General features: G+C 28.7%; 19 protein-coding genes, 1 pseudogene and 1 riboswitch. Of the genes and pseudogenes, 16 read left to right on the forward strand and 4 right to left on the reverse strand.

Features of this window, described 5'->3' with window-relative positions; translation table 11 throughout:
* The first annotated feature begins 99 nt into the window (after positions 1–99).
* The 3 genes from D3Z33_RS13245 to D3Z33_RS13255 are packed head-to-tail and all read left to right on the forward strand — an operon-like array spanning position 100 to position 3,673.
* Complete coding sequence (locus tag D3Z33_RS13245; RefSeq protein ID WP_160198255.1) at positions 100–1,263, forward strand: pyridoxal phosphate-dependent aminotransferase; 1,164 nt, start codon at positions 100–102, stop codon at positions 1,261–1,263.
* Positions 1,264–1,275: 12 nt separating this feature from the next.
* Positions 1,276–2,280, forward strand: coding sequence for a C-terminal binding protein (locus D3Z33_RS13250; RefSeq protein WP_160198256.1), 1,005 nt, complete (start codon positions 1,276–1,278; stop codon positions 2,278–2,280).
* 25 nt (positions 2,281–2,305) lie between these two features.
* On the forward strand, positions 2,306–3,673 hold the full coding sequence (locus D3Z33_RS13255; RefSeq protein WP_160198257.1) for a YjiH family protein: 1,368 nt from the start codon (positions 2,306–2,308) through the stop codon (positions 3,671–3,673).
* 35 nt (positions 3,674–3,708) lie between these two features.
* On the opposite strand, the gene D3Z33_RS13260 is transcribed toward D3Z33_RS13255, so the two are convergent.
* The gene (locus tag D3Z33_RS13260) at positions 3,709–4,467 is read right to left on the reverse strand and encodes an IclR family transcriptional regulator (protein WP_160198258.1); all 759 of its coding nucleotides are present in this window, start codon (positions 4,465–4,467) and stop codon (positions 3,709–3,711) included.
* 110 nt (positions 4,468–4,577) lie between these two features.
* Here D3Z33_RS13260 and D3Z33_RS13265 point away from each other — a divergent pair, with 110 nt between their 5' ends.
* From D3Z33_RS13265 to D3Z33_RS13285, 5 genes are all read left to right on the forward strand, one after another.
* The gene (locus D3Z33_RS13265) at positions 4,578–5,390 is read left to right on the forward strand and encodes a metallophosphoesterase (protein ID WP_160198259.1); all 813 of its coding nucleotides are present in this window, start codon (positions 4,578–4,580) and stop codon (positions 5,388–5,390) included.
* Between the two features lie 76 nt (positions 5,391–5,466).
* A riboswitch (purine riboswitch) is annotated at positions 5,467–5,568 on the forward strand.
* 91 nt (positions 5,569–5,659) lie between these two features.
* On the forward strand, positions 5,660–6,445 hold the full coding sequence (locus tag D3Z33_RS13270) for an FAD binding domain-containing protein (RefSeq protein WP_160198260.1): 786 nt from the start codon (positions 5,660–5,662) through the stop codon (positions 6,443–6,445).
* Positions 6,445–6,894 carry a (2Fe-2S)-binding protein gene (locus D3Z33_RS13275; protein WP_160198261.1) on the forward strand — a complete coding sequence of 150 codons (450 nt, stop codon included), beginning with the start codon at positions 6,445–6,447 and terminating at the stop codon, positions 6,892–6,894. The genes D3Z33_RS13270 and D3Z33_RS13275 overlap by 1 nt, the downstream gene beginning before the upstream one ends.
* A 1-nt stretch (position 6,895) precedes the next feature.
* Complete coding sequence (locus D3Z33_RS13280; RefSeq protein ID WP_160198262.1) at positions 6,896–9,172, forward strand: xanthine dehydrogenase family protein molybdopterin-binding subunit; 2,277 nt, start codon at positions 6,896–6,898, stop codon at positions 9,170–9,172.
* A 48-nt stretch (positions 9,173–9,220) separates the two neighbouring features.
* Complete coding sequence (locus tag D3Z33_RS13285) at positions 9,221–10,000, forward strand: serine hydrolase (protein WP_160198263.1); 780 nt, start codon at positions 9,221–9,223, stop codon at positions 9,998–10,000.
* Positions 10,001–10,215: 215 nt separating this feature from the next.
* On the opposite strand, the gene D3Z33_RS17185 is transcribed toward D3Z33_RS13285, so the two are convergent.
* On the reverse strand, positions 10,216–10,338 hold the full coding sequence (locus D3Z33_RS17185) for a transposase (RefSeq protein WP_160198264.1): 123 nt from the start codon (positions 10,336–10,338) through the stop codon (positions 10,216–10,218).
* Positions 10,339–10,594: 256 nt separating this feature from the next.
* On the opposite strand from D3Z33_RS17185, the gene D3Z33_RS13295 reads away from it, so the two are divergent.
* The 7 genes and pseudogenes from D3Z33_RS13295 to feoB all read left to right on the forward strand — a co-directional run bounded on the left by D3Z33_RS13295 (position 10,595) and on the right by feoB (position 16,622).
* The gene (locus D3Z33_RS13295; RefSeq protein WP_160198265.1) at positions 10,595–11,164 is read left to right on the forward strand and encodes a TetR/AcrR family transcriptional regulator; all 570 of its coding nucleotides are present in this window, start codon (positions 10,595–10,597) and stop codon (positions 11,162–11,164) included.
* 294 nt (positions 11,165–11,458) lie between these two features.
* The gene (locus tag D3Z33_RS13300; RefSeq protein WP_160198266.1) at positions 11,459–13,252 is read left to right on the forward strand and encodes an oleate hydratase; all 1,794 of its coding nucleotides are present in this window, start codon (positions 11,459–11,461) and stop codon (positions 13,250–13,252) included.
* Between the two features lie 92 nt (positions 13,253–13,344).
* Positions 13,345–14,031 (forward strand): annotated as a pseudogene (locus tag D3Z33_RS17120) (hypothetical protein); the annotation flags it as partial.
* Positions 14,032–14,165: 134 nt separating this feature from the next.
* Positions 14,166–14,255 (forward strand): potassium-transporting ATPase subunit F, encoded by a 90-nt coding sequence (locus tag D3Z33_RS17190; RefSeq protein WP_160198307.1) that lies wholly within the window; start codon positions 14,166–14,168, stop codon positions 14,253–14,255.
* The gene (locus tag D3Z33_RS13315; RefSeq protein ID WP_160198267.1) at positions 14,252–14,440 is read left to right on the forward strand and encodes a potassium-transporting ATPase subunit KdpA; all 189 of its coding nucleotides are present in this window, start codon (positions 14,252–14,254) and stop codon (positions 14,438–14,440) included. Before D3Z33_RS17190 ends, D3Z33_RS13315 begins: the two co-directional genes overlap by 4 nt.
* Before the next feature lie 59 nt (positions 14,441–14,499).
* Positions 14,500–14,757 (forward strand): FeoA family protein, encoded by a 258-nt coding sequence (locus tag D3Z33_RS13320; protein WP_160198268.1) that lies wholly within the window; start codon positions 14,500–14,502, stop codon positions 14,755–14,757.
* Between the two features lie 11 nt (positions 14,758–14,768).
* Entirely contained in the window at positions 14,769–16,622 is a 1,854-nt protein-coding gene (feoB, locus tag D3Z33_RS13325) for a ferrous iron transport protein B (protein WP_160198269.1), read from the forward strand.
* 182 nt (positions 16,623–16,804) lie between these two features.
* Here the strand turns inward: feoB and ligD are convergent, their stop codons facing one another.
* Positions 16,805–17,671 (reverse strand): non-homologous end-joining DNA ligase, encoded by an 867-nt coding sequence (ligD, locus tag D3Z33_RS13330; RefSeq protein ID WP_160198270.1) that lies wholly within the window; start codon positions 17,669–17,671, stop codon positions 16,805–16,807.
* 2 nt (positions 17,672–17,673) lie between these two features.
* Complete coding sequence (locus D3Z33_RS13335; protein WP_160198271.1) at positions 17,674–18,255, reverse strand: DNA polymerase ligase N-terminal domain-containing protein; 582 nt, start codon at positions 18,253–18,255, stop codon at positions 17,674–17,676.
* A gap of 104 nt (positions 18,256–18,359) precedes the next feature.
* Between D3Z33_RS13335 and D3Z33_RS13340 the strand changes: the two genes are divergently transcribed.
* A complete protein-coding gene (locus tag D3Z33_RS13340) occupies positions 18,360–18,566 on the forward strand; it encodes a hypothetical protein (protein WP_160198272.1) in 207 nt (68 codons plus the stop codon).
* The last annotated feature ends 53 nt before the right edge of the window (positions 18,567–18,619 follow it).

Here is an 18,619-nt window from a genome sequence, read left to right on the forward strand (position 1 = left end):
AACAACGTTTCTTTTTTTATCCTCTAGCTGAAACAACGTTTCAATATGAATGAAATCGTTTTCTAACCTAAAATTATTAAGAAAGGTAAAGGTGGTAAGATGAAGCATAAGTTTATTGCAAAAAGATATTGGAAAGATATAACTACTCCTATGGGGCAGTCGGATGTTTTAGCAGCAAGTTTTGATGATGTAATTAATTTAAGTTTGGGAGATCCTGATCTTATTACAGATGACTTAATTATTGATAATTCAATGAAAGATGCTAAAGCAGGTCACACTAAATATACTGATTTTAGAGGTGATCCTGAGCTGAGAAAAGAGATAATAAAAACGTATAAAAAAGATTATAATATTGATTTTAAAGATGAAGAAATAATGGTAGTAGCTAGTGGATGTCTAGCAATGTATCTTGTACTGGAAGCAATAATAGATGATGGAGACGAAGTAATTATACATTCACCTTTTTTTACACCTTATCCACAGCAAGTTGAACTTGCAAGAGGAATTCCTGTATTCTTAGATACTTTAGAAGAAGAAGATTTTCAAATAAATATTGAAAGATTAGAATCTTTAATAACAGAAAGAACTAAGGCTTTGATTATAAATACACCTAATAATCCAACAGGAACATGTTTTACTAGAAGTACACTTGAAGATATAGCATACATAGCTAAAAAATATGATTTAGTTATAATTTCCGATGAAATATATGGAGCATATTCATACCAGAATCCATTTATACCAATGGTTACTATTGATGATATGAAAGAAAGAACAATAACTATAAATAGCTTTTCTAAAGATTATACAATGACAGGTTGGAGGATAGGACATGTACTAGCTCCAGACTATATAATAAAAACTATTCAACAAATAAATGAAAATGTAGTATTTACTGCTCCATCTATATCACAAAGAGGCGCAATATATGCCCTGAGAAATAGAGAAAAAATACAACCTCCTATGATAAAGGAATATCGAGATAGAATTTTTTATGCATATGAAAGAATAAACAAAATACCAAATATGAGTGTATTATCACCAAAAGGTACATTTTATTTATTTGTAAATATTAAAGAAACTGGATTATCTTCTACTGAAGTTAGTGATAGAATTTTAAAAAAAGCTCATGTATTAGTATTGCCTGGAATAGCTTTTGGTGAAGCAGGTGAAGGTTATGTTAGAATAGCTTGTACTGTAGGAATAGAAAAGCTTAAAGAAGCATTTGATAGGATAGAAAAAATGAAACTATTTCAAAATTAAAGGAGAGATAAAATGTTCAATATAAAAAAAGTAGTATTTCTTGGTGTTCCTGGTATGAATCCTAAAGATATAACAAATATGGAGAAATACATTAAAGAAGAATACGAAAATGTTGATTATGAATTTTTGTCTGAAAATGTAATACCAAAAGATGAATTAATTGAAAAATGTAAAGATATAGATGTTTTAATTTCTTGGGATCAGAAAATGGATGATGAAATTTATGAAAAATTGAAATTACGTGCTTATTGTGCTGCAAGTACAGGATATAATGCTGCAAATGTTGATGCAGCAACTAGAAATAATGTGATTGTTACAAATGTTTCAGGATATTGTACAGAAGAAGTTGCAACACATACCATAATGTTAATTCTAAGTCTTTATAGGAAAACATATAAAATGATTCCATATGTAAAAGAAGGAAATTGGGATCTAGAGATATTAGGTAAAATTAAAAGATTTGAAAATAGTACAGTAGGATTATATGGATTTGGCAAAATACCACAAGCAGTAGCAAAAAAATTAAGTGGTTTTGGAGTTAGAATTATTTCTTCAGATCCATTTGTAACAAAAGAGGATATGAATGAATTTAACGTAGAAAAAGTTGAAACAGATACTTTATTAAAAGAATCTGATTATTTATCATTACATGCTCCATTAGTAGATTCTACAAAATATTTTATAAGAAAAGAAAATATTAAAAAGATGAAAAATACAGCATATATAATAAATACTGCAAGAGGAGCGTTAATTAATTCAGAAGATTTATATAACTCTTTAAAAAATGGAGAGATTTTAGGTGCAGGTTTAGATGTATTAGAAGTTGAACCACCAGGGGAATTGGAAAAGAAAATAATAAACTTAAAAAATACAATAGTAACTGCTCATTCTGCTTACCTTTCTGAGGAAGCAGCAGATCAACAAATTAAAACTACAGCTAAAATTGTAGGACAAATATTAAGAGGAGAAAGACCCATGAATGTGATAAATCCTAAAGTTCTTGACAATATTCAATAGATAAAAAATAAAAAAGGGTGATTTTATGAGTGATAGTGATATTGGTAAAATAGAAAAAAGTAATGTAAGAGCAACTGACGTAGTAAAATTTGCAATATTTTCACTTATTGGTGCTTTACTATTTTTATTCCCAATTAAATATGGTAATAGTTTTAACATTCCAGTAGGCATTGGAATAGATTTTGTTAAAGGCTATATTCATGAGTATACTAAATATATTATGCTGATATTTGTAGTAATAAATGCTATATTAACCACAATAAATTATTTTTTCAAACCAAACTTTATACAGGAAAATAAATGGCTAAATAAAGTATTAGTTGCTACTCCATTATATTTAGTGAGTAGAATAATAGGAGCAATAGTTATTGTAATGGTGTTTTTCCAATTAGGTCCTGAAGCAGTTATTTCAGGTAGTACTGGTGGGACTATGTTAGACCTGACTATGTCATTGGTATCTGTACTTTTAGTAATATCATATACCATGCCACTTATAACTGACTTTGGAATAATGGAATTTTCAGGTGTATTAATAAGAAGTTTGGTGAAACCATTATTTACAGTGCCAGGAAGATCTGCAGTAGATTTAATGACATCTTGGTTTGGAGCTTCAAATGCAGCAGTACTTTTAACGGAAAGACAATATAATACAGGTTATTATTCTGGAAGAGAAGCGGCAGTTATAATGACTAATTTCTCTCTTGTATCAATTCCTTTTTGTTATATAGTAGCTACGATAATAGGTATAGAAAATTTGTTTACACCTTTTTATTTAACTATAGTAGTTGTAGGATTTATACTTGCGGCAATAATACCTAGAATACCACCATTGAATAAAGTAACAGAAGATTATAATAAAGAAACTGGAAAAGTCATAAACGAAACTGTTCCTCAAGGCAAAAGTAAATTTGCATATGCAGTAGAAACAGCTTCATTAAGAGCAAAAGATACTACATTTTCAGATGTAATTAAACAAGGGAATGATATGTTTTTTAGCGTTATTTTTGGTCTCGCACCAATTATACTTTCCTGGGGAACTATATCACTTATATTAGTAGAATTCACTCCAGTATTTAATATACTTGCATATCCATTTGGATTTTATTTAGATATATTAGGTGTAGAAGGAGCATTTGAATTATCACCTGCTACATTAGTTGGATTTGCAGATATGTTTATACCAGGACTTATCTTAGCACCATCTAAAATAATTGAAACTAAATTCATATTAGGTATACTATCACTTGTACAAATAATATATCTTACTGAAGTTGGAGTAATAATAATAAATTCTAAAGTTCCAATTGGATTTAAAGAGTTATTGTTTGTATTTTTAGAAAGAACTGTAATAGCTATACCATTAATAGTATTAATGACAAAGTTATTATTATAATATAAGATTAGACTCAGTTTAAACTGAGTCTAATCTTATATTAATTTTAATTCAGTTGAGATAGCTTCTGTAGTAGATTTTAACTTATCTTCTAAGAATTCTAAATTTTTATATTGTAGTCTTGTAGTAGGACCAGATATACTAATTCCTGCATTTATATCTTCATTTTTATCTTTTATAGGACTTGCAAGACAAGTTAATCCATATTCATATTCTTCGTTATCATGAGCAATAGAGGTATCTATAATATTTCGTTTATCATAATTAAATTGTTGTACATTGGTTATAGTATTGATAGTTCTTTTAGAAATATTTGAATTAAAATACTCACTAAGTTCTTTGTCAGTAAATTCCGCTAAAAATAATTTACCAATAGAAGAACAATGAAGAGGCGTTATAGGTATTAATTTTGAAACTAATATAGAAGACTCACCTTCAATACTTTTTAAAATTAAAATATTATCTTTATATTTCATTCCTAGATTTATAGTCTCTCCTATATCTTCAGAAAGTTTTTTCATATATGGAGTTGAAATAGATACTATATCAAATTGGTTTTTTGATTTCTCCCCATATTTAATATGAGATTTTCCTAGTATATACTTACCATCATCATTTACTTTTTCTACTGCATCCCATTTTTCAAGTGTAGATAAAATTCTAAAGACAGTAGCTTTAGGTAAATCTAAGTCTTTAGAAATAGTAGATACACCAACTTCTTCAGTATTATTATAAATATACTCAATTATATTCATAGCTCTATCTACCATTGTTATTATATTTATATCATTCATAATACTCCACCTTTATATATATTTCTATTATAATAATATCAGAAAATACCAAAAAATGATATAATGAGAATCTATTATGATTTATAAAATATAATATTAGGAGAATAGATATGAACAAAGTATGGATTTCAATTATAGTTGTTTTACTATTAATAGTATTTCTATATACACAAAATAATTTTTTGAAAGTTACTAAGTTTAAAGTTGATATAAAAAAAGATTTAGGACCATTTAATGGACTTAAAATATTGCATTTATCTGATTTGCATAATAAATCATTTGGGAAAAATCAAAATAAAATAATGAAAAAAATAAAGAATTTAAATCCAGATATTATATTCTTCACAGGAGACTTGATAGATAGTAGAAGAGATGGAATAGAAAATGGTGTAGATTTATTAAAGGAATGTTCAAGTATTGCATCTGTATATTATATAACTGGAAATCATGAAGAGAGAAGTGAAAAATCTTTATCTTTATATGAAGAATTAAACAAATTGAATGTAAATATATTAAGCAATCATAAGGATATTTTAATAAAAGGTGAATATAAATTAAATATTATAGGGATAAGAGATGAGACTATATCCAAAGGAAAATCAGAATTAGTTTCTAAATTAAAAAATATAGACATGGAAGAATCTGATATAAACATACTTCTAGCTCATAGGCCAAGTTATATTGAACATTATAAAACCCAGAAATTTGACTTAGTATTTTCAGGACATGCCCATGGTGGACAAATAAGAGCACCTTTAATCGGAGGATTATTAGCTCCTGACCAAGGGATATTACCACAATATGATTCTGGAATATATAAAATAGATAAAACTAATCTAATAGTTAGTAGAGGCCTTGGAAATAGTTTATTTCCTCAAAGGTTATTTAATAGACCACAGATAATACTAATTATATTAAAATAATACGAACTAAAATTAATCTGTATGAAGAAAAGTATGTGAATAGGTTGACGTAACAACCACATCCATAGTAAAATGTATTTAATAATAAAATATAGTTCATATAATAGCAGTAATATGGTCTGCAAGTTTCTACCGAACTACCGTAAATGGTTTGACTATGAGCAATTTTAATTTACGCTATTAGATTTTTTAAGTGTTGATTTTGCTCATTTGTGCAGAATTAACACTTTTTTGTGTTATATAATCTAATTAGTGAGAGGAGAAAATAAATGTTTACGATAAAAGAATATGTAAAACCGAATACAATAAATGAAGCTTATGAAATATTAATTTCCAAAAAAAACAATACAGTTATAGGAGGTAGTGCTTTCCTAAAGATGGGCTCAAAGAAAATAGGTACTGCTATTGATTTATCTAATCTTAATTTAAATTATATAAAAGACAAAGAAGGATATATAGAAATAGGAGCATATACTACACTTCGAGACTTAGAAACTAATCAACTTCTAAAAGAAAACTTTAAAGGAGTAATACCAAACTCTGTTAAAAATATAGTAGGAGTTCAATTTAGAAATATTGCTAATATAGGGGCTTCAGTTTTTTCTAAATATGGATTTTCAGATATAATAACTGCTCTTTTAGCATTAGATACAGAAGTTGAATTAGCTAAAACTGGAAGAATAAAATTAGATGAGTTTTTAAATAGCTCTTATGAAAAAGATATATTAACTAAAATATTTATAAAGAAAAATCAAAGAGTAGCAGTTTACAAAGACTTAAGAAATTCTGTAAGTGACTATCCAATATTAAATGTTTCAGTTTCAAGACTTGAAGATAATTTTAAAATATGTGTAGGAGCAAGACCTAATCGAGCTAAAATTGCTTTTAAAGCTTCTAGAGAACTATCTAATAGTAAAGAGGTTACAGATTTAGATTATTATGCAAACATTGCAAGTGATGAATTAAATTTTGGTACAAATGATAGAGCATCTAAAGATTATAGAAAAGCAATATCTAAGATTCTTATTAAAAGAGCTATAAAGGAGTTATTATAATGAAAATAACAATAATTTTAAATGGCAAAAAAATATATATAGAAGTAAAAAATAATGAGTATTTAGTAGATACCTTAAGAAAAATTGGCTTATCAAGTGTTAAAAGAGGGTGTGACACTTCTAATTGTGGTTTATGTACAATATGGCTTGATAATAAACCTGTTTTATCATGTTCAGTTCTTTCTATTAAAGCTGATGGATTAAATATTACTACCATGGAAGGACTTGAAAAAGAGGCAGAGGAATTTGCTAAGATACTTGTTTCTGAAGGGTCAGATCAATGCGGATATTGTAGTCCAGGATTTATTCTTACAGTATTAGCTATGAAAAATGAATTAGAAAATCCTACAGAAGAAGAAATCATTCATTATTTAACGGGTAATTTATGTAGATGTACTGGATATAAGGGTCAATTAAGAGCAATAAAAAAATATTTGGGGGTAGCATAATATGGGATATGTAGGTGAAAATATACCAAAAATTGATGGAATGGCTATTACTACAGGAAAGCCAGTGTATACAGATGATTTAGCAGATAAAAATTCTCTTATAATAAAGATATTAAGGAGTCCCCATGCCTTTGCAAAAATTAAAAATTTAGATATAAAAAGAGCTGAAAAATTAGAAGGAGTAGAATGTATTTTAACATATAAAGATGTACCTAATGTTAGATTTACTTTGGCAGGACAATCCTATCCTGAACCTTCTCCTTATGATAGATTAATTTTAGACGATATAGTAAGATATGTTGGAGATGAAGTTGCAATAATTGCTGCAACAGATGAAGAAATAGCAGAAAAAGCAATTAAGTTAATAAAAGTTGAATATGAAGTTTTTGATCCAGTATTAGATTTTGAAAAAGCAATAGATAATAAATCAATTATTCATACAGAAGATAACTTATATTGCAATTTTGATATAGGAATGAAACAGAAAAAAAATATAGTAACAACTAAAAACCTTGAAATTGGTGATGTGGAAAAGGAACTGGAAAAATGTGATGTAGTTGTAGAAGAAACTGTGTGTACCCAAGCACAAGCACACAGTATGATGGAAACATATAGAGCATATAGCTATTTAGATCATACTGGTAGACTTGTAGTAGTAAGTTCTACTCAGATACCTTTTCATATTAAGAGACAAATTTCACGAGCGTTAGAGTTACCATCTAGTAAAGTAAGAGTAATAAAACCTAGAATAGGCGGAGGATTTGGTGGAAAACAAACAGGGGCAGTTGAAATATTTGCAGCTATTGTAACTATGAAAACTAAAAAACCGGCTAAAATTATTCTTTCAAGAAAAGAGACATTTACTGCGACAAATAGTCGTCATCCTATGAAAATAAAGGTAAAACTAGGTGCAGATAAAGAGGGCTTTATAAAAGCTATAGATATTTATGGATTATCTGATACTGGGGCATATGGAGAGCATGCTCCCACAACATTTAATCTTGTAGGAGATAAAACACTACCATTATATAATAAGACAAATGCAGTTAGATTTAGAGGAGAAGTAGTGTATACAAATAAAATGTCGTCAGGAGCATTTAGAGGGTATGGTGCTACACAAGGAACTTTTGCAGTGGAAACAGCTATAAATAAATTATCTAAAAAAATAAATATAGACCCTACTTTAATTAGATTAAAAAATTTAATTAGAGAAGGAGAAACTTCTTTATTACATGAAGATGAAAAATTGGGTAGTTCTACACTTCATAAATGTATAGAAAGAGGAAAAGACTTAATAGGATGGGATGAGAAGTACCCATTTAAAAACATTTCAGATACAAAGGTAAGAGGTGTAGGTATGGCAGTAACCATGCAAGGATCTGGTATAGCTAATATTGATACTGCTTCAGCTGAAATTAGATTAAATGAGGATGGTAAATATACCCTTTTAATAGGATCAACAGATATGGGAACAGGTAGTGACACTATTTTAACCCAAATGGCTGCAGAAACCTTAAATACTAATGTGGAAAATATCATAGTAAATGCATCAGATACTGATTTATCTCCCTATGATCCAGGATCTTATGCTTCAAGCACAACTTATGTAACAGGGATGGCTGTAGTAAAAGCAGGTAAAGATTTAAAAAAGAAAATTTTAGAAAGTGGAGCCAAGCATTTAGAATGTAAACTAGAAAAAGTAGAATTTGATGGCACGAGTGTATTTCATGTAGATAATGATAAAAACATAAGTTTAACTAAGTTAGCAGAACTTCAAATATTAGGATTTGGAGGCAGAAAACAATTAGTAGGTCATGCTACTCATGGAAGTGATATTTCTCCTCCACCATTTATGTCAGGATTTGCAGAAATAGAAGTTGATAAAGAAACAGGAAAAGTTGAGTTACTTAATTATGTAGCTGTAATAGATTGTGGAAAGGTTATAAACCCAAAACTTGCAACTATTCAAGCAGAAGGTGGTATAGTTCAAGGTATAGGTCTAGCACTTTTTGAAGAAGTAAAATACACTAAAAATGGAAAACTTTCTACAGATAGTTTTATGCAATATAAAATTCCTACAAGAAAGGATTTTGGAAATATTAAAGTAGAGTTTGAAGAAAGTTATGAACCAACAGGACCATTTGGAGCAAAATCAATTGGTGAAGTTGTAATAAATACTCCAGCACCTGCTATTGTAGATGCAATATATAACGCAGTAGGAGTTAGAATTACAGATTTACCAATTACACCTGAAAAAGTTTTTTTAGCTCTCTCTTGATGGGTATATTATAGTTAATAAATAAAAATTAAAGGTGGAGAGTTTATAGTGATAGATTTGGAGAGCATTATAAATGAGGATAAATTAAAATATAGTTTATATGTTGAAGATCTAAAAACAAATAAAATTATATTTGATATTAACTCAGATGCAGAAGTCACTTCTGCAAGCATGATAAAGATATTTATAATGGCAGAAGCTTATAGTCAAATATCTAAAGATGAATTTATGAGTCAAAAAATAGTTAATATTGATAGAGATAATATAGTGGGTGGAAGTCTTATAAAAAACTTATCAAATTATTGTTACTCTATAAAAGATCTAATTTTTTTAATGATGAATTTAAGTGATAATACAGCTACAAATCAACTTGTTGATATATTGAGAATTGAAAACATTAATAAGTTTATAAATGAAGAAGGACTTAAAAATACTGTGATTAATAGAAAAATGATGGATTTTGAAAGGAAAAAACAAGGCTTTGATAACATAACATCAGCAAGTGATGTTGCACATATATTAAAGAAAATATATTATAAAGATTTAATTGATACAGATGCATCAGTTAATATGATGAATATAATGAAAAAGCAAATGGATAATAGAATGATGGCTAGAAATATTGATAAGTCTAATACAAAAATTCATCATAAAACTGGAAATATACCATATACAAATCATGATGCTGGGATTGTAATATTTAAAGATGTTGAGTATTTATTTGTTATGTTAACTTGGGACGGAGTAGACAATATATATGGCAGAAAAGTTATAGGAGAAGTATCAGAAAAAATATATAATGATTTTTTAAAAAGCTATGGATATTAATATCTATTTGAAAATCTTTTTTACTTAAGGACCAAATATAATGAGCTATTTGTAAATAACTTACTATATGTTATAATTTTCAATATAGATAAGGGGCTAAGGCTACTTAGTAATAGTCAAAATAAAATTTGATTTATACGCTACTTCATGCTTTTTAGCAGTCTAGAAGACAGATGGCTTGTTAACTTTACTATTTTTAAATTTGCTTGATTCTTTTACAGAAGGATCAAACTAAGATATGCAAAAAAATGTTTATGATTTTTAAATACTAAAAAATCATAAATCTCGCATATTAGTGTAACAGTAGAAATAAAACCGACGCCTTTTGATTGTATCAATTAAATGTATCTGCTTAATAAATTCACAATCTTCATATGTTAAAGTGAAGCTTTTGGTATTAGCTAACATAGAGTTTATTATATGCAGCGCTAGCACCAACATAAGAGTATCCATTTTAACAGTGAGCACACAACCTAGCATATGACTGAGGTATACCGAAAACTGATCCCAACCAGCCAACTCATAAATTCTTCACTGAATAAAAGAAAAGATGTAAATTTGTATTACAAATATATTGTACTAGGAGGTGGTAATTTGGCACAGCAATATACCAGAAAAATGATTCGCGATGTATTCATCAAGATGCTTAATGAGCGTTCACTTAATAAAATCACAGTTAAGGATATTGTTAGAGCATGTGGGGTCAATAGAAATACTTTTTATTATTATTACACAGATGTATATGCAATTCTGTCAGAAATCTTCCAAACAGAACTTCAGGCAGCTATTGATGAATATAATGATACACTCTCTTGGGAAGAGGGCTTTCTTGTGGCTACTAAGTTTGCTTCAGAAAATAGAAAGGCAATTTATCATGTATATGATTCCATGCAGAGAGAAGAATTAGAGAACTATATATACAATGTATCAGGAACTGTCATGATCCGATATGTTGAAAAAGTAAGCGATGGTATCTCAGCCTCTTCGGGAGACAAAAAACTGATTGCTTCCTTTTATCAGTGTGCCCTCACTGAAATGGTACTACGCTGGATTGCTTCCAGAATGAAGGAAGACCCTGATACTATCATCAGACGAATCGGGCAGCTTTTTGATGGCAATATTGCCCTATCCCTTAAGAGAAGTGCTAGTTTAAATGATGTCTGATAAAAAAGGAATCTTCTATTGCTTTTTTATCAGACATTTTAATCTTAATTCCTAAAAATTGACAAAAGATTAGACAAATTAACTGTGGTGTTCGAAATTCGAACACCACAGTTAATTTGTCTAATGAAAAAGAAATAAAAAAGCGATATTATAAGTTTAAATAAATATTACAAACTTAAAGGAGGGTTTATTGCATTATTATGTTGACACACTAATAGAGTGAATATAGAAAAACTCTAAATATAATAGTTGGATTTAGAAGACTGTAAAAAATTAAGAAAGAGGGAGATAGTAATGGAATTAAAAACACATGATGATAGACTTACTCTTACAAATGGAAGTTATCATGCTTTAGTAAATGCAAGAAAGCCTAAAGGAATTAAAGATAAAAAAGCTTATTTAATCGGTACAGGAATTGGAGCTTTAGCTGCTGGTTGTTTTTTAATTCGTGATGCTCACATGGATGGCAGCAAGATTACCTTCTTAGAGCAATTAGACATTCCTGGTGGATCTTTGGACGGAGAGGTTCGTCAAAATATGGATTATGTAGCACGTGGAGGACGTGAAATGGGTCACCATTTTGAGGTTTTATGGAGCTTATTTAGTTCATTACCATCTACAGAAGATCCTAATATGACTATTTTAGATCATTTTTATTATACAAACTACGATGATCCAAACTTTAGCAATTGTCGTATTACTAAAAACAAAGGTGAGCGTTACGACAATGGAAAATTTAATTTGGGTCAAGACTTGGCAAAAGAATTAGCTGCTTTTGTAAATATAACAGATGAAGAACTTGAAGATAAATCTATTGAAGATGTTTTTTCAGAAGAACTTTTAAATACTGATTTCTGGACATATTGGAGAACAATGTTTGCTTTTGAAAATTGGCATAGTGCTTTAGAGATGAAATTATATATGAATCGTTTCATTCACCATGTTGGGGGATTACCAACTCTTTCAGCTTTACAATTTTCACGACATGATCAATTCACTTCATTTGTAAAACCTATGGTTAAATATTTAGAGGACCATGGTGCTAAATTTGAATATGGAGTTAATGTTGACAATGTTGAGTTCTCAATCTCAGATGATAAAAAGGTTGCAAAGAGAATAGTTGCAACAGATAAAGTTGGAAAGAATATCTCTATTGATTTAACAGAAAATGACTTAGTATTTATTACTAATGGTTCTATGACTGAAGGTTCGGGATATGGTGATGACAATACGTCTGCACCATTTAATAAAGAGCCAGAAGGATGCTGGAAGCTATGGAGAAACATAGCAGCTCAATCAGATGAATTTGGAAGACCAGATAAATTCTGTACAGATACAGAAAAATCTAATTGGGAGTCTTGTACAGTAACTTGTCATGATGAACGTGTTCCTGAGTACATTGAAAAGATCACAAAACGCTCACCATATGGAGGGCACACTGTAACAGGTGGAATAGTTACAGCTCTCGACTCTTCATGGCTAATGAGCTGGACAATAAACCGTCAAGAACAGTATTATGGACAACCAGAAAAAGACGTTGTTGTTTGGGTATATGGTTTGTTCTCTGATGTTCCTGGAGATTATATTAAAAAACCTATGAGAGATTGTACTGGTAAGGAAATCACAAAAGAATGGTTATATCATATAGGTGTTCCTACAGATAATATTGAAGAATTAGCAAAATCATGTAGTGCAGTTCCTGTTATGATGCCATTTATCACGTCTCAATTTATGCCTCGTGCAGCTGGAGATCGCCCATATGTTGTACCAAAGAATTCAGTGAACTTTGCTTTCCTTGGACAATTTGCTGAAACATTGGATGATCCAGGACGTGATACTGTATTTACTATTGAATATTCAGGACGTACAGCTATGGAAGCAGTATATGTTTTAACTGGAGTTGAAAAAGGAGTTCCAGAGGTATTTGCTTCTAGATATGATATCCGATATTTGTTAAATGCAGGTGTAAGCTTGTTGGATGGAGAAAAACCAGAACTTGATCTACCACCAATGGCTAAACGTAAGATTTTAAAACAAGTAGCAGGAACAGATATTGAAAAGTTATTAAAAGAATATGGAATTATTTAAAGGTATGAGCATTAGATAATTTGATTAAAATCCCGAATTTAGAAAATTGGGATTTTAATTTATATGTAGATATTATTCATACTATAGAAGAAATGCAAAGTTGGTATGAAGATGATTTGCGCAAAGAATCCTTAAAATCATCGGAATATGAGAATAATAAAAAAATTGAAGAACAAAAATTGTTTTTTAAAGCTTTTCGAAAACTTTAAAAGAGGGATGAAATTCCTGTAGATTCTAAGAAAAAGAATGTTTATTATGAAAAATATAAAGATTATGTAAAAGAAGAAACAGAAAACAAGGGCAAAAAGATACAAGAAATTGAAAAGTCAATTGAATATGAAAAGTTTTTTCTTCGTTGGGAAAGAAGTGTCAATAGGGAGAGAAATAATTATAGTCATTATGGCAGTAATTCAGCTACAAGATATCGGGTTGATTGTATAAAAAATTTAGAGAAAGATTTAGAGTCAATTTTAGAAAATTCTCCAGAAGCATGAGAATTTTATTATAAACGTCAATTAATAAGCGATATAGAAACCGAACACAAACAGCATTTGATAACTGTCCCTTATGTAGTTAAAGCAAAACAAAAGGTAATAGATTCATTGAATTTAGGTGTTCCTGTATATATTGTAGGACATTTAGGAAGTGGAAAAATACAGCTATCAACTGAAGCAGCTTTGGATTTTACTATTCAAAAATTTGGAGAATTTAATGAAGAAAGGAAACTTTACTATAAAAATATTTTAACTAATGGAAGGAAAAAGGAAATAGAGTCTTTATAGCTACTATTTATATCTGGATCTCATAATTTAACTTAACAAAATCTTTATACTATTCTTAACAGTCTTAATCCTATTTTTATATGAATCTTGATAAAATGAAATTATAAAATATATAAGAAGGGATGGTGTATATGAATTTTATTCAAGTTATTTCTTTAATAACTACAATTGCTTTGCTAATATACTTATTCTTTGTACTGATTAAGGGGGAAGAACTATGATTAATATTGTTACTCAAATTTTACTGTACTTGATTGTCTTAGTTATGCTTGGGAAATCATTAGATAAGTACATGGCAAAGGTTTATGAAGGAGATAAGGTTTTCTTAAGTCCAGTATTAAATCCCATAGAAAAGCTCATATATAAAATAATTGGAACAAATAATTACAGATTATTTTTTTTATGATATAATGAGAATACATTTCAAAAGATATTAATTATAAATATTATATAGGAGGAATTTATATGAATTTAGCTGATGTAAAAAGAGGGGATAAATTTAAAATAATTAATATTCCAGATACATTGGTAAAAGCAAAGACGTTAAGGTTTGGAATTTCAGAAGGAACTACAGTAGAATGTGCTGAAAAAATACCAGGAGGACCTATAATTATCAAGAAGAATTTACAAGAAATTGCTATAGGTAGGAAATTAGCAAAGAAAATTACAATAGATGAATTGACAACAAAATCTGCTGCATATAAAGCAGCTATAGCTAGATAGGGGGAAAATATATGGATTGCTGTAATATAAGTCATCAAATAGATATCCCAGAAGGTGCAAAAAAAATTGTACTTACAGGAAATCCAAATGTTGGTAAATCTATATTTTTTAATTCTTTTACAGGGGTATATGTAGATGTATCAAATTTTCCAGGTACTACATTAGATATTAGTTCAGGAAAATATAAAGATGATATTATAATTGACACTCCAGGTGTATATGGAGTATCTTCATTTAATGATGAAGAAATAGTTGCAAGAGATGCTATAGCATCAGCAGATGTAGTTATAAATGTGATAGATGCTGTACATTTAGAAAGAGATTTGTTTTTAACTCAACAAGTTATAGATATGGGAATACCTACTATAATTGCTATAAATATGATGGATGAGGCTAAAAAGAATGGTTTACAAATAGATTTAGATATATTAAGTAAAGAATTGGGAGTACCTGTAATACCGACCGTTGCTCCAAAGGGAGAAGGTCTTAAAGAGGTAAAAGATTCTATTCATCTTGCTAAAGTAGGAAATAGCAGTATAAAATTAGAAAAAATATTAAATGATATAACAAAGAATGCTACTAATAGAGCAGAAGCAGTACTTATAATGGAAGGCGATCCACATGTATCTACTAAAAATAATATTAAAGATATAGACTATAGAGATCAAATCTATATGGATAGACGTGAAAGAGTAAATCAAATAATTGATAAAGTTGTAACTGAAACTACAGATAGTGTAAGTTTTAAAATAACACTTGGTAGACTTATGTTGAGACCACTTACTGGGATACCAATGTTAATAGGTGTATTATTTTTATTATATGAATTTGTAGGAGTATTTATAGCTCAAACAGTTGTAGGAATAACAGAAGAAACTATATTTATAGAAACATATGAACCATTTATAAGAGGTATTGTAGATAATTTTATTTCTCCATCTTCATTTATAGGACAAGTATTAATTGGTGAATTTGGAGTACTTACTATGTCAGTAACATATACTTTTGGTTTATTATTACCTCTTATAATAGGATTTTATTTGTTTTTATCAATACTTGAAGATTCAGGTTATTTACCTAGAATAGCAGCATTGGTTGATAGAATGCTTACGGGACTTGGTTTAAATGGTAGGGCTGTAATTCCTATGATATTAGGTTTTGGATGTGTTACAATGGCTACAATAACAACAAGACTTTTAGGGTCTAAAAGAGAACGTATAATAGCAGTATTTTTATTAGGACTTGCAATACCTTGTTCAGCACAATTAGGTGTTATTATGGGACTTATTGCACCATTAGGTGCTAAATATTTTGTACTATATGGGTTAACTATATTTTTAGTATATGTACTTGCAGGAACTATTTTAAATAAAATATTACCAGGAGAATCTACAGATTTATTGATAGATTTACCACCATTAAGATTGCCACAAATAAGCAATGTATTAAGAAAAACTTATATAAAATCAGTATCTTTTATAAAAGAAGCAGGTCCTATATTTATAATAGGAGCAGTTATTATAACTATTCTTCAATATAGTGGAATACTTACAACTATTCAAGACTTAGTAGCTCCAATAACAACTGGATTCTTAGGATTACCTAAAGAAGCTGCTACAGCATTTATAATGGGAATAGTTAGACGTGATTTTGGAGTAGCAGGTTTGAATTCAATGTCTTTAACTCCAGATCAAATATTGGTGTCATTAGTAACAATTACACTTTTTGTACCTTGTATAGCTGCTATGATGATTATGCTTAAAGAAAGAAGTAAATTTGAAGCTGTAGCTATCTGGATATCAAGCTGGGTAATAGCATTTTTAACAGGAGGAGCATTATACTTTATATTAAGTACTTTTTCTTAGGAGATGATTAAATGAAATGTAACACTACAGAAGGATTAAGGATTTGTTCTGAGTGTAACAATAAAATAAAGGATCCTAATTTAATTAGGTGTCCAAGGTGTAATACTATACTTTTAAAGAAATGTTCAGAGTGTAAAGGTTGTTCTTTATTCAAAAAGTTGGGATAATATATCCCAACTTTTTTACTTTATCTTATTTTTTACTTTATAAATATTTTTCCAAGGGTCATCCTTTTGTCCTAAACGTCTAAATATATTTGATATATTGTATTTTGTAGCAGAAAGTGTAGTATCTAATTCATCCCAATCAATTGGTGTTGCTATAGGAGCATTATCTTTATCTCGTATACTATATGGTGCTATTGAAGTTTGACCATATGAGTTTCTTAAATAATCAATAAATATTTTATTATTTCTTTTATCTTTTCTTTGCTCAATAGTATATAAATCACTATTTTTTTCAACTAATTCTTTTGCTATGTTTTTAGAAAAATGCCTTGTTTCTTCAAAATCATACTCTTGTATAATTGGAACAACAATATGGAGACCTTTTGAACCTGTAGTCATTACATAAGCAGATAGTTTCTTATAGTCTAATAATGTTTTTAAATCTTTAGCAGCTTTTATTACTAAATTAAAATCTTTATTTTCAGGAGGATCCAAATCAAATATTATTTTATCTGGATAATCAAGACTATCTTTTTTACTGAGCCAAATATGTTGAGATATACAAGCCTGATTAGCTAAATAAACTAAGGAGTGTTTATTATTACATAGTGGATATATTGTATGACCTTTGTCTTTATTCTTAATATCAACTCTATCAAACCAGCTTGGAAAATATGACGGTATTTGTTTTTCATAAAAATTTATATCATTTATTCCGTTAGGAAATCTATGCATAGTTAGAGGTCTATTTTCTATGTGGGGTATTATATAATTTGATATTTTTAAAAAATAATTTATTAAATCTTTTTTTGATATATTAGATTTAGGAAATATTATTTTATTTTCATTTTTTATGTTAATATTTTTATTATTTATCTTCATATCTATGATTCTTCCTTTAGTTCATTTATTGTTTTTCCTGATATAACCGATTTATTTTCAGTACTAGTAGGGTTTCTTCTGGCATCAGCATAATCATCTTTCATTTTAACTAAAATCCAACGTTCATTTTTTCCTTTAGAAGTTCTAATTAAAGCATAACCACCTTTAAGTTTCTCTCCTTCTAGAAATATAGTTAGATGTCCATTCTCCAATGATTCTTTTATTGTTGGAGAATTATTTTCTTTAAGATTGTAATAAGTACCTCTATCCCATATTATGACTTCACCAGCACCATAGTTGTCTTTAGGTATTACTCCTTCAAAATCTTTATATTCAAAAGGGTGATCTTCTGTAGGCATAGCAAGTCGTCTTTTCCTTGGGTCAGTTGAAGGACCTTTAGGAATAGCCCAAGACTTTAAAATACCATCAACTTGAATTCTAAAATCGTAGTGAAGATTAGTTGCATCATGTTTTTGGATTACAAATATAAGTTCATCATTTTTTTTAATTCTTTTACCTGTAGGTTCAGTTGTATTATTAAAGTTTCTTTTATTTTTATATTCTTTTAAATTATCTTTTTTCATTTAATCATCTCCTATTATGTATGTACCAAAAAAACATAAATATAAACTTAAATGTTTACAATAAGATGTTATAATATATTTAGATATGATTGGAGGAATTATAAATGGAAGATAATAAATTGCAATGTGAAGGTTGTGGAAGGAATTGTTTTATAACTTTAAAAAAAGAAAATAATGAATATTATATAGAAGGCAATAAATGTATTGGTGGGGAAGAGCAAGCAAAGTCTAAATGGGGCTTTCTAAAACAAAAATCCTCTTTGGAAAAGCCTAAAAAGAAAGGATTTTTAAAGAAACTATTTAATAAATAGATGGATTAATCCATCTATTTTATTAGCTTTAATTGTGTTATACTATATATTAA

Origin of the sequence: Senegalia massiliensis (assembly GCF_009911265.1) — a bacterium.
GTDB classification, from domain to species: domain Bacteria; phylum Bacillota; class Clostridia; order Tissierellales; family SIT17; genus Anaeromonas; species Anaeromonas massiliensis_A.